Raw genomic sequence first — 12,181 nt, forward strand, 5'->3', positions numbered from 1 at the left:
TGGCGCTTGGCGGCCAGGCCGCTATGGATGCGCCCCTGGTCCCAGGTGTCCCCTCAGGAGCCCCGATGTCCGACGCCGAGACGCTCAGCATCAGCCCCGCCACGGGCGCCGACGTCGCCGAGCTGCACCGGCTGGTGGAAAGCGCCTATCGCGGCGAGAGCGCCAAGGCCGGCTGGACCAACGAGGCCGACCTGCTCTCCACCCCGCGCACCAGCGCCGAGGAGCTGGCGGCCATGGCAGCCTCGCCGGACGAGGTGATGCTGCTGGCCCGCCGGGGCGGGCGGCTGATCGGCTGCGTGCACGTCGCCCGCCGCCCCGAGGCGAGCGCGTACCTCGGCATGCTGACCGTCGATCCGACCTTGCAGGCGGGGGGCCTGGGCAAGCGGCTGATGGCGGCCGCCGAGGCCGAGGCGGCGGCCCGCTTCGGCGCCAGGACCATGGAGCTGACGGTGATCTCCCGGCGCGCCGAGCTCGTCGCCTACTACGAGCGCCGGGGCTACGCCCGCACCGGCGAGGAGCGGCCCTTCCCCGTCGCCGTGGAGCCGCCGCTCGTGCTGGCGGTGATGCGCAAGCCGATCGCGGCCGAGCGCGCCTGATCCGCCGCGCCGGGCCGCGCCGGCCGCCCCTTAAACAATAGTAATAACTAGCTAATATGCCGTCCGACGAAGGGGACGGTCGTGCCGGCTTGCTACGCGAACCGCCTGGGCGAGCGCCCGGGCGAACACTTCCAACCGCACGCTTCGACGGCGGCCGACGCCCACCGGGCCGGCCGCGGCGCGCCGTCGGCCCCATTCGTCCAGCAGATCACCCACAACCTCCCGCGTCGCTTCGGCGTCGATCGCGCGGGCGCCTAGCCGAAGGGAAACTCAGATGCGAGCCGCCGTGTTCAAAGGCGCAGGCCAGCCGCTGGTCTGCGAGGAGGTCGCCACCCCCGTTCCCGGCGAGGGCGAGGTCGTGCTCAAGGTGGGGTTCTGCGGAATCTGCGGCACCGACCTGCACCGCACCGAGTCCAACATCCTGACCTATGACGCCGGGACGATCATGGGCCACGAGTTCTCGGGCGAGGTCGCCGCGCTCGGGCCGGGCGTGACCACGCTGAAGGTGGGCGACCGGGTCACGGCCATGCCCTATCTCGGCTGCAATGAGTGCGAGCACTGCCGCCGGGGATTTCCGGTGCTGTGCAAGTCGATGCGCAACGTCGGCACGAACGACCACCCCGGCGCCTACGCCCAGTACGTGGTCACCTCCGAACGCTTCACCTTCAAGCTGCCGCAGTCGCTGAGCCTGGAGGACGGAGCGCTCATCGAGCCGCTGGCCGTCGGCCTGCGCGGCGTCAATCGCACCGGCGTCGAAAAGGGCCAGTCGGTGCTGGTGATCGGCGCCGGCCCCATCGGCCTGGCCGCCGCCTTCTGGGCCAAGCAGCGCGGCGCGGCCAAGGTGGCCGTGCAGGCCTCGTCCGCTCGCCGCGCCGAACTGGCGGGCGAGCTCGGCGCCGATCTCTTCATCATGCCGCAGGACGGCGTCTCGCCGGCCAGGACGGCCGTCAACGCGATGGGCGGGGAGCCCGACGTGGTGCTGGAATGCGTCGGCGGCGTCGGCCTCATCGACCAGGCGATGCCGGTTGTGCGCCCGCAAGGGGTGGTGGGCGTGCTCGGCCTTTGCCCGCACCAGGAAAGCTGGCTGCCGGTCCGCGGCCTGGCCAAGGAAATCGATATCCGCTTCTCGCTGGTCTACGAGGACAAGGACTACCACACGGCCCTCGACACGCTGGATCGCGGCGCGGTGGCGCCTCGGGCCATGGTGACCGACACGGTGAGCCTGGACGAACTGCCCTCGGCCTTCGAGGCCCTGCGCTCGCGCTCGCCCCAGTGCAAGGTGCTGGTCCGGCCCAACTGACCACGGGGTTCGGCCGCAGCCTTCTCAGTCCGCGGCCCCGTCGCCAGCGGCCCCATCGCCAGCGGCGTCGCCGCGGCGCCCCGCGCCGCCCGGCGCCTCGTTCTCGACCAATCGTGGCGCGCGGGCGGCTTGCGCTCGGGCTCAAGGCGCCCTGACGTTGCCGCGGCGTGCTCGGCCGGCCTACCCCTGCGGCCGACACCTTCGGAAAGGGAGACGCCTCATGAAAAAACTCTTCGCCCTCGCCGCGCTGGCCGCCACGGCCGTCGCCGCGCCGCTCGCCGCCCAAGCCGAGACGGTCACCTACGTGCCCGGCCCCGCGCCGGCGGCCGGGGCCCTGCCCCTGCCCTTCAGCCGCGCCGTGGTGGCCGGCGACACGGCCTACATCTCCGGGACCACGGACGGCGGCGCCAAGCTGGGCGGCACGGCGGCCGACGCGGCCAAGCGGGTGATGGACAACATCAAGGGCTCGGTCGAGGCCGCCGGCATGACCATGGACGACCTGGTCTGGGTGCAGATCTTCGCCGCCGACCTGGCCGACTACGGCGCCTTCAACGACGTCTACCGCACCTACTTCACCGGGCCGATGCCGGCGCGGGCCTTCATCGGCGCCGGCCACCTGCTGGGCGACGCCCACTTCGAGGTGATGGGCGTCGCCGTCAAGAAGACCAACTAGAGCACTTTCCGCCGAAGTGGATGCCGGTTCGGCGCAGAAAGTGCTCCAATTTCAAAGGAATCTTGAGCGAGACTCGATTTCCGTGAAATCGAGTCTCGCTCTAGGCGTAGGCGAAGGCCGGATCATCCAGGTCCAGGGCCGGGAAGAGGTCCTTCTCGGCCCAGTAGTCCTGGGTGTGGCGCCACTCGTCCTTCACCCCGCTCTTCGGCATCAGGTGCAGGCCCCGCGTCAGGTAGCCGGGGTTGAAGTTGGACGGGTCGATCCAGGGCGTGAGCTCCATGTCGGCGTCTTCGGCCCGAAGCGCCGGCATGACGCGGCTCGCGCCCTTTTCGTCCATGTGCCTGAGCAGGCGCGGCACGAAATCGCCGATGAGGTCGGCGCGCAGGGTCCAGCTCGCCCGGAAATAGCCGAACACCCACACCAGGTTCGGCACGCCGGTGAACATCATGCCGCGGTAGGTCACGGTCTTGGAGAAATCCAGCGGCTCGTTGTCGACCACGAAGTCGATGTCGCCCAGGACGTTCAGGTTGAAGCCGGTGGCGGTGACGACGATGTCGGCCGCCAGCTCCAGGCCGGACTTCAACAGGATTCCCGTCTCGGTGAAGCGCTCGATCTGGTCGGTGGCGACCGAGGCCTTGCCCGACTTGATGGCCTCGAAGAAGTCGCCGTTCGGCACGAAGCAGATGCGCTGGCGCCAGGGATCGTAGCTGGGCGTGAAGTGCTCGGCCACATAGTCCTCGCCGATGATCCCGCGCAGCACGCCCAGGAGCTCCTCGCGCACGACCTCGGGGTTGGCCAGGGTGCGGCGGGTCATCTTCGCGCCGTTGCTGAGGATCGAGCGGCGGACGATCTCGTGCGTCCACTCCGGGTCGATCTCGAGCTCGCGCAGGGTCTCGGCCAGCTCGTTGCGGTTGCGGCCCGGCGTGAAATAGGTGGGCGAGCGCTGCAGCATGGTGACGTGCTCGACCTGGTCGGCGATGGCCGGCACCAGGGTGGCGGCCGTGGCGCCCGAGCCGATGACGACCACCTTCTTGCCCTTGACGTCCAGGTCCTTGGGCCAGGTCTGCGGATGGACGATCTGGCCCTTGAACGCATCCATGCCCGGCCAGTCAGGCGTATAGCCTTCATCGTGGCGGTAGTAGCCCTGGCACATCCAGAGGAAGCCGGTGGTGAACCGCTCGGTCTCGCCGGTGTCGGACCGCACCGTCTCCAGCGTCCACAGGTTGTCCTGGCTGGACCAGCGGGCCGAGACCACCTTGGTGTCGTACTGGATGTGGCGGGCCAGGTCGTTCTCCTCGATCACCTCGGCCATGTAGGCGAGGATCTCCGGCCCGGTGGCGATGGGCGTGCCGCGCCACGGCTTGAAGCGGTAGCCGAAGGTGTGCAGGTCGCTGTCGGAGCGCACGCCGGGGTACTTGTGGGTCCACCAGGTGCCGCCGAAGCTGTCCTGCGCCTCCAGGACCCTGAAGCTGCGCTCCGGCGCCTGGGTCTGAAGGTGGTAGGCCGAGCCCACGCCGGCGATGCCCGCGCCGATGATGATGACGTCGAAGTGCTGGGTCTTGGCCGCGCTCTGGCCGGGCGCGATGGCGTCGCCGCTCATGTTGTTTTCATCCCTATCAATGGCGCCCGCGGGGGCTGAATATGGCCCGTGCGCGCGGCCCCGGCGGGGATCGCGGCCCGTGCTTTCTTGAATGGGCCCAGTCTCCCATTGAACGGCGCGGACAGGCAACCAGCTGCTTCTCGGGCGGCTTCCGCAGCGGCCAGGCCGGGCCGGCGGCTCAGGAATTCGGCAGCCAGGCGGCCGTCCGGCGCATCGGCGCCGCCAGACCGGACGATTCCGGACGCCATGCGACTTTCACAACCAGGCGGGTTGAGTGCGTCGGTTTTCGAGCCGAAACCCGATCCAGGCGCGCGTTTCCGGCGAATTGGGCGCGGCCTGATTTGAAAATCGCATGGCGCCGATTTGCGCCGAAGCCGACGGGGAAACCGCGATGAAGACGACTGCGACGGGCAAGACGCTGGCCGCGCTCTTGATGACGAGCGCCATGACCTTGGCCGCGCCCAGCGCCATGGCCGAGCCGACCCAGGCCATGCGCGAGGCGGCGATCGCCGGCGTGGACGCCCGCGCCAAGCTCGCCCAGCAGATGGTCGACCAGGTGTTCAGCTACGCCGAGCCTGGCTTCCAGGAGTTCAAGACCGGCGACTACATCACCTCCATCCTGGAGAAGAACGGCTTCACCATCGTGCGCGGGGTGGCCGGCATCCCGACCGCCTGGACCGCCACCTGGAGCAATGGGACCGGCGGGCCGAAGATCGCGCTGGGCAGCGACGAGGATTGCCTGCTCGGCCTGTCGCAGGTTCCCGGCTCGCCGCAGATCAAGCCGATGGTGGAAGGCGCGCCAGGCCACGGCGAGGGCCACAACTCCGGCATGCCGCTGATCGTGGTCGCGGCGCTGTCGGCCAAGGACGTGATGGTCAAGAACCACGTCAACGGCACCCTGATGATCTGGCCCGGCATCGCCGAAGAGCTCCTGGGCTCAAAAGCGTTCTACGTGCGCGAGGGCGTGTTCAAGGGCGTGGACGCCTCGATCTTCGTGCACGTCTCCAACGGCTTCACCACCAGCTGGGGCGACAGCGGCTCCACCGGCATGGTCTCGGTGGAGTACACCTTCCACGGCAAGACCGCCCACGCCGCCGGCGCGCCCTGGGACGGGCGCAGCGCGCTCGACGGGGTGGAGATCATGGACACCGCCTGGAACTTCCGGCGTGAACACCTGCCGGTGACCCAGCGCTCGCACTACGTCATCACCAACGGCGGCGACCAGCCGAACATCGTGCCGGGCAAGGCCGCCGTCTGGTACTACTTCCGCGACCGAACCTTCGCGGCGATCCGCAATCTCTATGAGACCGGCAACACCATCTCCGAGGCCGCGGCCATGGCCACCGGCACCACCGTCGAGCACAAGGTGCTGGGCTACGCCGCGCCGATGCACGGCAACAAGCCGCTGGCCGAGGACGCCTACAAGAACATCCAGATGGTGGGCATGCCCAAGTGGAGCGCCGACGACCAGGCCTTCGCCAAGGCGGTGCAGGAGACCAACCACTTCAAGCTGAAGCCGCTGGCCGAAGAGGTCTCGCCGCTGGGCGTGCCCGGCGGGCCGACCTTCGGCGCCTCCGACGACATCGGCGACGTGATGTGGACCGTGCCGACCATCACCATCACCTATCCGGCCAACATCCCCAACGTGATCTTCCACAACGTGACCTCGGCCATGGCCATGGCCACGCCGATCGCCCACAAGGGCGTGGTGGCCGGCGCCAAGGCCGTCGCGCTCACCGTGCTGGACATCGCCACGACGCCCAAGCTGGTGGCCGACGCCAAGGACTATCAAGAGAACGTGCAGTTCAAGGAAGACAAGTACGACCCGGTCATCACCAAGGACGACCAGCCGGCGATCCACATCAACGACGAGCTGATGGCCCGGATGCGGCCGAAGATGGAGCCCTTCTACTACGACCCCAAAAAGTACGACACCTACCTGGACCAGCTCGGGATCAAGTACCCGAACACCGGCGGCCAATAGGCGGCCGGGGTCAGGCCGCCGGCTTGCGGAGCTGGATCGCCAGGGCGGCCAGGCTGAAGGCCGTCCCGGCGGCCAGCACCAGCGGCCATCCGCCGGCGCGCCAGCCGATCATGGCGAGCATCGACCCGCTCGCCCCGCCCAGGAACATGGTCGTCATGAACAGGGTGTTGATCCTGGCCCGCGCCTCCGGGCGCAGGGCGAAGATCACGTGCTGGTTGGAGACCAGGGCGGCCTGAACGGCGAAGTCCAGGATCACCACGCCCAGCACCATGCCCGGCAGCGTGGCCCAGAGGCCGAAGACGGCCCAGGCCGCCACCGCCATCAGTCCGCCCAGCAGGATCACCGGCCGCGGGCCGCGCCGGTCGGCCACCCGTCCGGCGAGGGGCGCGGCGAGCACGCCGGCGGCGCCGACCACGCCGAACAGGCCGGCGGCCTGGGCCCCCAGGTTGAAGGGCGGTTGGGCCAGGCGCAGGGCCAGCACCGTCCAGAAGACCGAGAACGCGGCGAACAGCGCCGCCTGGGTGAAGGCCGCGCGGCGCAACTGGGGCAGCTCGCGCCACAGGTGGACCAGCGAGCCGAGCAGTTGCGGATAGGCCAGGCGGCTGTCGCCGCGGCTCTTGGGCAGCACGACCGCCAGCGCGGCGGCGGTGGCGGCCATGGCCGGGGCGGCGATCAGGAACATGGCCCGCCAGCCCCAGTGGGCGGCGACGAACCCGGCCAGGGTGCGGCTGAGCAGGATGCCGCAGAGCAGGCCCGACATCACCGAGCCGACCACCGCCCCGCGCCGCTCGGGCGACGCCAGGTGCGCGGCGAGCGGCACGATCTGCTGGGCCACGCTGGCGGCCAGGCCGATCAGCAGCGAGGCGGCGACCAGCACCGCGCCCGCCGGCGACCAGGCCGCCAGCAGCGAGGCGACGGCCAGGAGCGCGAACTGGCCGACGATCAGCCGCCGCCGCTCGGTGACGTCGCCGAACGGCACCAGCAGCAGCAGGCCGGCCGCGTAGCCGATCTGGGTGACGGTGGGGACCAGGCCGACGGCGGCCCGGCCGAGGGAGCGCTCGATCAGCTCCAGCATGGGCTGGTTGAAATAGATGTTGGCGACCGCCAGGCCCGCCGCGCCGGCCATGGCGAACAGCAGCAACGGCGACAGCCCCGCCGGCTGGGCGGGCAGGACCTGGTCTGGAGCGGAGGATTCGGTCGACATGGCCCTCTCCATCAAAGCGGCGAGCGGAACCTAGTCATCCATCGCCGGTTGATGTACTGGCGATTCATGAAGGTTCTGCACTTCATAAAATGATCTAATGGACCTGCTGGACGTTTCCGTCTTCGTCGCCGCGGTCGAGGCCGGCAGCCTGGCCGGCGCGGCCCGGCGCTGCGGCGTGCCGGCGCTCACGGCGTCCAGACGGCTGGCGGCGCTGGAGAAGGCGCTCGGCGCGCGCCTGATGCACCGCACGACGCGGGCCCTGGCCCTGACCGGCGAAGGCGAGAAGTTCCTGCCCTTCGCCCGCGGCCTGCTGGAGGCCGAGGCCGGCGCGCGCGCGGCGCTGGCGGGCGATCCGGCCCTGACCGGCGGCCTCCTGCGGCTGACCGCCTCGGCGGCGTTCGGGCGGCTGGTGCTGACCCCGATCATCGCCGGCTTCCTGCGCGAGCATCCGCGGCTGGAGATCGACCTGATGCTGACCGACGCGATGGTCGACGTGGTCGGCCAGGGGCTCGACCTGGCGATCCGCATCGCCGAGATGCGCGACAGCAGCCTCGTCGCCCGGCGGGTCGGCGACAGCCCGCGCGGGCTCTACGCCGCGCCGGGCTATCTGGCGCGCTCCGGAACGCCGGCCGCCCTGGCCGACCTGGAGCGTCACCAGTGCCTGCCGCTGGCCGGAACCACCCACTGGAGCTTCCGCTCCGGCGAACGGACCGTGCGGCTGCGGGCCAGGGGCCGGCTGTCGATCAACTCCGTCGACGCCCTGCGCGAGGCCTGCGTCGCCGGCGCCGGCGTGGCGATGCTGTCGGACTGGCATGTCCAGGCCGACCTCGCCGAGGGCCGGCTGGTGGAGCTGAGCTTCCCGGCGACGATCATCGAGCCCCTGGGGATCTGGGCGGTGCTGCCCTCGTCCAGGATGGCGCCCCCGCGCACGAGGCTGTTCGTGGACCATCTGGCCCGGACCCTGAGGGCCCGGGCCGACGGCTGACACGTCGCGCGCCTAGCGGCCGACCATGGCCAGGGCGCCTTCGTCGTAGCGCTGGCCGGCGACCTCGGTCTCCGGAACGGCGGCGGCGATGGCCGCGAGGTCTTCGGCGCTGAGGGTCACGTCGACGGCGCCGGCGTTCTCCTCCAGCCGCGCGGCCTTGGTGGTGCCGGGGATCGGCACGATGTCGTTCCCCTGGTGCAGCAGCCAGGCGAGCGCGAGCTGCGCCGGGGTGCGGCCTTTCTCGGCGGCCAGGGCCTTGAGCGTCTCCACCAGCGACAGGTTCTTGTCGAAGCTGCCTTCCTGGAAGCGCGGCAGGCGGCGGCGGAAGTCGTTGTCGGCCAGGCTGTCGCGGTCGGTCAGGGCGCCGGTCAGGAACCCGCGGCCGAGCGGGCTGTAGGGCACCAGGCCGATCCCCAGTTCACGCAGCACCGGCAGGACCGCCTTCTCCGGATCGCGGGTCCACAGCGAATACTCGCTCTGCAGGGCGCTGACCGGGTGGACGGCGTGGGCCTTGCGGATGGTCTGCGGCCCGGCCTCGGACAGGCCGAAGTACTTCACCTTGCCCGCCTTGACGAGGTCGGCCACCGCGCCGGCCACGTCCTCGATCGGCACCTCGGGGTCCACGCGGTGCTGATAGAACAGGTCGATCACCTCCACGCCCAGGCGCTTCAGCGAGGCGTCGGCCACCTCCTTGATGTGTTCGGGCCGGCTGTCGACGCCGCCGGGCCGGGCGGCGCCGGGCGTGATCTTGAAACCGAACTTGGTGGCGATCTTCACCTTGTCGCGCAGGCCGCTCAGGGCGTGGCCGAGCCGCTCCTCGTTGGTGAAGGGGCCGTACACCTCGGCCGTGTCGAAGAAGGTGTAGCCCAGGTCCACGGCCCGGTGGACGACCGCGTCCACTTCGGCCTGGCTGAGCGCCGGTCCGTAGGCCCACGTCATGCCCATGCAGCCCAGGCCGATGGCGGAGACGTCCAGGCCCTGGGTTCCGAGTTTGCGCGTTTTCATATGCTGGCTCCCGTCGCGGCTGGCGGACGCCCGGCGCGCCCGTCCCGGCCCCTAGATGGGGGCGGAGCGACTGTGCGATAATCGCGCGAAGCTTCAGCGCGCTATTGAAAAGATTTCAGCAATGGACCGACAGTCCCTGCCCGACCTGACGGCCTTCGTGCGCGTGGCCGAGCTGCGCAGCTTCCGCCGCGCAGCCGTGGCGCTGGGGGTGTCGGCCTCGGCGCTCAGCCACCGCATCCGCCATGTCGAGACCGAGCTCGGCGTGCGCCTGCTGCATCGCACCACCCGCAGCGTCGCGCCCACCGAGGCGGGCGAGCGGCTGTTGGCCCGGCTGCGTCCGGCGCTGGACGACATCGGCACGGCCCTGCGCGAGGTGGGCGACTTCCGCGAACGGCCGGCCGGACGGGTGCGGGTGAACGTGGCGCGCACCGCCGCGAGCCTGCTGTTCGCGCCGAAGCTGGCGAGCTTCATCGCCGCCTATCCGGAGGTGCGACTGGAGATCGTCACCGACAACGGCTTCACCGACATCGTCGCCGGCGGATTCGACGCGGGCGTGCGCCTGGCCGAGGCCCTGCCGGCCGACATGATCGCCGTGCCGCTGAGCGGGCCGCAGAACCTGGCCGTGGTCGGCGCGCCGGCCTATTTCGAAACGCGCCCGCCGCCCCTGACCCCGACCGACCTGGCGGACCACGACTGCGTGCGCATGCGCTGGCCGAGCGGGGCGATCTACGCCTGGGAGTTCGCCAGGGACGGCCACGAGCTGCGGATGGACGTGACCGGCTCGCTGGTGCTGGACGACTACGCGCTGGTGCTGCCCGCCGTGATCGGCGGGGCGGGCCTGGCCATGGTGCTGAGGTCGTTCGTCGCCGACGACCTGGCGGCCGGGCGGCTGGTTCCGGTGCTGGAGGACTGGCTGGCGCCGTTCGACGGCTTCCACCTCTACTACCCCAGCCGCCGGCAGGTCTCGCCGGCGCTCAGGGCCTTCATCGAACACATGCGGGCCTGACGGCGGTCAGGCGTCCAGGGCCGTCAGCACCCGGCGCAGCACCGTCTTGAAGGCGTCCTTGTCGACGGCCGGCCGCAGGATCCGGCGCAGGGCCGCGCCTTCGCCCAGGATGCTCATGAACTCGATGCGCGCCTCGATCTCGGCCTCGCTCAGGTCGGGGCGGTCCTGGCCGTAGGCTTCACGCGCCCGGCGGCGCAGGATCTCGGCGTGCTCGCGCATGAACGCGGCCACCTTGGGATTGATCGCCGCCTCGGCGAAGGCCGCGACGATCAGGGCCCCGTCGTCGAACTCCTCCTCGGCCGTCTGCAGGACCGCCGCCTCGTCGCGCTCGGGGCCCGCGTAGAGCTCTTCCATCCGCTCCAGGTAGCGGTGATAGATGTCCTCGACGATGGCGCCGATCAGGTCTTCCTTGCTTGGGAAGTAGTGGTAGACATGCCCCACGCTCATGCCGGCGGCCTTGGCCAGCTCGGCCATGTTGGCGCCGTGGAACCCCTTTTGACGAAAACACTTACGCGCGGCCGCGATCACCTGTTCGCGCCGTTCCCGCACTCTCTGCTCGCGCTTGGTCACGCCCAACCGCGGGTCCTCCCACGAAAAACCACTTGTCCCAATGTTCGCTAGCAAATATAGAACGAACGTTCAATCTAATTTTTTGCTGTGGTGCAATATGAAGGCTCTGACCGCAACGCTTCTTTTCGGGGCGGCAATCGCCCTGGCCGGTTGCGGCGAGAACAAGGCGCCGCAGACCGGCGGTGCGCCGGAAGTCGGGATCGTCACGATCGCCGCCCAGCCCGTCTCGCTGGACACCGAGCTGTCCGGGCGGACCACGGCCTACCAGACCTCCGAGGTGCGCCCGCAGGTGGCGGGGATCATCAAGGCGCTGCTCTTCAAGGAGGGCTCGCAGGTGAGCGCCGGCCAGGCCCTCTACCAGATCGACCCGGCGCCCTTCCGCGCCGCCTACGACCAGGCCCAGGCGGCGCTGGCCAACGCCCAGGCGAACCTGGCGGCCGCCAAGCTGAAGTCCGACCGCTACGCCGAGCTGGTGAAGATCGAGGCGGTCTCCAAGCAGGACGCCGACGACGCGCTGGCCGCCTACAAGCAGGCCGACGCCAGCGTGGCCCAGCAGAAGGCCGCGGTCGAAAGCGCGAAGATCAACCTGGACTACACCCGCGTGACCGCGCCCATCAGCGGGCGCATCGGCAAGTCGAGCTCCACGGTGGGCGCCCTGGTGACCGCCAACCAGACCACCGCCCTGGCGACGATCCAGAAGATGGATCCGATGTACGTGGACCTCACCCAGTCCAGCACCGAACTTCTGAAGCTCAAGGCCAGCCTCTCCAACGGCGGGGCGGTCCCGGCCAGCGCCAGCGTGCGCCTGACCCTGGAGAACGGCGCGGAATATCCGATCGCCGGGCGCCTGCAGTTCACCGAGGTCACGGTCGATCCGGACACCGGCTCGGTCACCCTCAGGGCCGCCTTCCCCAATCCGCAGGGCCTGCTCCTGCCCGGCATGTACGTGCGCGCGCGCCTGGCCCAGGCGATGGAGCCCGAGGCGATCCTGGCGCCGCAGCAGGGCGTGGCCCGCGACCCCAAGGGCCGCGCCACCGCCCTGGTGGTGGGGGCCGGAAACAAGGTGGAGTCCCGCGAGCTGACGGTGGATCGGGTCGTCGGCGACAAGTGGCTGGTGACGAGCGGCCTGAAGGCCGGCGACCGGCTGATCGTGGAAGGCACCGACAAGGTCAAGGCCGGCGAGACGGTCAAGCCCGTCGCGGCCGGATCACCCGCGCCGACGGCGGCCGCGGCGGCGACGAAGAAGGGCTGATCCGGT

The 12,181-nt window shown here is 70.4% G+C and carries 11 protein-coding genes; 7 read left to right on the plus strand and 4 right to left on the minus strand.

The features are described from left to right. Positions 1-65 precede the first annotated feature (65 nt). The 3 genes from ACE3TA_RS18445 to ACE3TA_RS18455 all read left to right on the plus strand — a co-directional run bounded on the left by ACE3TA_RS18445 (position 66) and on the right by ACE3TA_RS18455 (position 2,569). Complete coding sequence (locus ACE3TA_RS18445) at positions 66-596, plus strand: GNAT family N-acetyltransferase (RefSeq protein WP_374575790.1); 531 nt, start codon at positions 66-68, stop codon at positions 594-596. Positions 597-870: 274 nt separating this feature from the next. Continuing rightward, positions 871-1,896 (plus strand): alcohol dehydrogenase catalytic domain-containing protein, encoded by a 1,026-nt coding sequence (locus tag ACE3TA_RS18450; protein ID WP_374575791.1) that lies wholly within the window; start codon positions 871-873, stop codon positions 1,894-1,896. A 220-nt stretch (positions 1,897-2,116) separates the two neighbouring features. Further along, the gene (locus ACE3TA_RS18455; protein WP_374575792.1) at positions 2,117-2,569 is read left to right on the plus strand and encodes a RidA family protein; all 453 of its coding nucleotides are present in this window, start codon (positions 2,117-2,119) and stop codon (positions 2,567-2,569) included. 100 nt (positions 2,570-2,669) lie between these two features. Here ACE3TA_RS18455 and ACE3TA_RS18460 read toward each other — a convergent pair whose 3' ends face one another. Further along, positions 2,670-4,169 carry a flavin-containing monooxygenase gene (locus tag ACE3TA_RS18460; protein ID WP_374575793.1) on the minus strand — a complete coding sequence of 500 codons (1,500 nt, stop codon included), beginning with the start codon at positions 4,167-4,169 and terminating at the stop codon, positions 2,670-2,672. A gap of 391 nt (positions 4,170-4,560) precedes the next feature. Here ACE3TA_RS18460 and ACE3TA_RS18465 point away from each other — a divergent pair, with 391 nt between their 5' ends. Further along, the gene (locus ACE3TA_RS18465; RefSeq protein ID WP_374575794.1) at positions 4,561-6,153 is read left to right on the plus strand and encodes an amidohydrolase; all 1,593 of its coding nucleotides are present in this window, start codon (positions 4,561-4,563) and stop codon (positions 6,151-6,153) included. 10 nt (positions 6,154-6,163) lie between these two features. On the opposite strand, the gene ACE3TA_RS18470 is transcribed toward ACE3TA_RS18465, so the two are convergent. Continuing rightward, entirely contained in the window at positions 6,164-7,357 is a 1,194-nt protein-coding gene (locus ACE3TA_RS18470; RefSeq protein ID WP_374575795.1) for an MFS transporter, read from the minus strand. Between the two features lie 97 nt (positions 7,358-7,454). Between ACE3TA_RS18470 and ACE3TA_RS18475 the strand changes: the two genes are divergently transcribed. Beyond that, positions 7,455-8,342 carry a LysR family transcriptional regulator gene (locus ACE3TA_RS18475; protein WP_374575796.1) on the plus strand — a complete coding sequence of 296 codons (888 nt, stop codon included), beginning with the start codon at positions 7,455-7,457 and terminating at the stop codon, positions 8,340-8,342. A 12-nt stretch (positions 8,343-8,354) separates the two neighbouring features. On the opposite strand, the gene ACE3TA_RS18480 is transcribed toward ACE3TA_RS18475, so the two are convergent. Further along, on the minus strand, positions 8,355-9,347 hold the full coding sequence (locus ACE3TA_RS18480) for an aldo/keto reductase (RefSeq protein WP_374575797.1): 993 nt from the start codon (positions 9,345-9,347) through the stop codon (positions 8,355-8,357). A gap of 121 nt (positions 9,348-9,468) precedes the next feature. Between ACE3TA_RS18480 and ACE3TA_RS18485 the strand changes: the two genes are divergently transcribed. After that, positions 9,469-10,353 (plus strand): LysR family transcriptional regulator, encoded by an 885-nt coding sequence (locus ACE3TA_RS18485; RefSeq protein WP_374575798.1) that lies wholly within the window; start codon positions 9,469-9,471, stop codon positions 10,351-10,353. 6 nt (positions 10,354-10,359) lie between these two features. On the opposite strand, the gene ACE3TA_RS18490 is transcribed toward ACE3TA_RS18485, so the two are convergent. Then, positions 10,360-10,923 (minus strand): TetR/AcrR family transcriptional regulator, encoded by a 564-nt coding sequence (locus ACE3TA_RS18490; RefSeq protein WP_374575799.1) that lies wholly within the window; start codon positions 10,921-10,923, stop codon positions 10,360-10,362. 97 nt (positions 10,924-11,020) lie between these two features. Here ACE3TA_RS18490 and ACE3TA_RS18495 point away from each other — a divergent pair, with 97 nt between their 5' ends. Continuing rightward, a complete protein-coding gene (locus ACE3TA_RS18495; protein ID WP_374575800.1) occupies positions 11,021-12,175 on the plus strand; it encodes an efflux RND transporter periplasmic adaptor subunit in 1,155 nt (384 codons plus the stop codon). The last annotated feature ends 6 nt before the right edge of the window (positions 12,176-12,181 follow it).

The organism is Phenylobacterium sp. (assembly GCF_041916435.1).
Classification (GTDB): Bacteria; Pseudomonadota; Alphaproteobacteria; order Caulobacterales; family Caulobacteraceae; genus Phenylobacterium.

Excerpts from the sequence above, each read along its gene's own strand:
- ACE3TA_RS18445 (WP_374575790.1), top strand. The coding sequence starts at position 66 with ATGTCCGACGCCGAGACGCTCAGCATCAGCCCCGCCACGGGCGCCGAC.
- ACE3TA_RS18450 (WP_374575791.1), top strand. The coding sequence starts at position 871 with ATGCGAGCCGCCGTGTTCAAAGGCGCAGGCCAGCCGCTGGTCTGCGAG.
- ACE3TA_RS18455 (WP_374575792.1), top strand. The coding sequence starts at position 2,117 with ATGAAAAAACTCTTCGCCCTCGCCGCGCTGGCCGCCACGGCCGTCGCC.
- ACE3TA_RS18460 (WP_374575793.1), bottom strand. The coding sequence starts at position 4,169 with ATGAGCGGCGACGCCATCGCGCCCGGCCAGAGCGCGGCCAAGACCCAG.
- ACE3TA_RS18465 (WP_374575794.1), top strand. The coding sequence starts at position 4,561 with ATGAAGACGACTGCGACGGGCAAGACGCTGGCCGCGCTCTTGATGACG.
- ACE3TA_RS18470 (WP_374575795.1), bottom strand. The coding sequence starts at position 7,357 with ATGTCGACCGAATCCTCCGCTCCAGACCAGGTCCTGCCCGCCCAGCCG.
- ACE3TA_RS18475 (WP_374575796.1), top strand. The coding sequence starts at position 7,455 with ATGGACCTGCTGGACGTTTCCGTCTTCGTCGCCGCGGTCGAGGCCGGC.
- ACE3TA_RS18480 (WP_374575797.1), bottom strand. The coding sequence starts at position 9,347 with ATGAAAACGCGCAAACTCGGAACCCAGGGCCTGGACGTCTCCGCCATC.
- ACE3TA_RS18485 (WP_374575798.1), top strand. The coding sequence starts at position 9,469 with ATGGACCGACAGTCCCTGCCCGACCTGACGGCCTTCGTGCGCGTGGCC.
- ACE3TA_RS18495 (WP_374575800.1), top strand. The coding sequence starts at position 11,021 with ATGAAGGCTCTGACCGCAACGCTTCTTTTCGGGGCGGCAATCGCCCTG.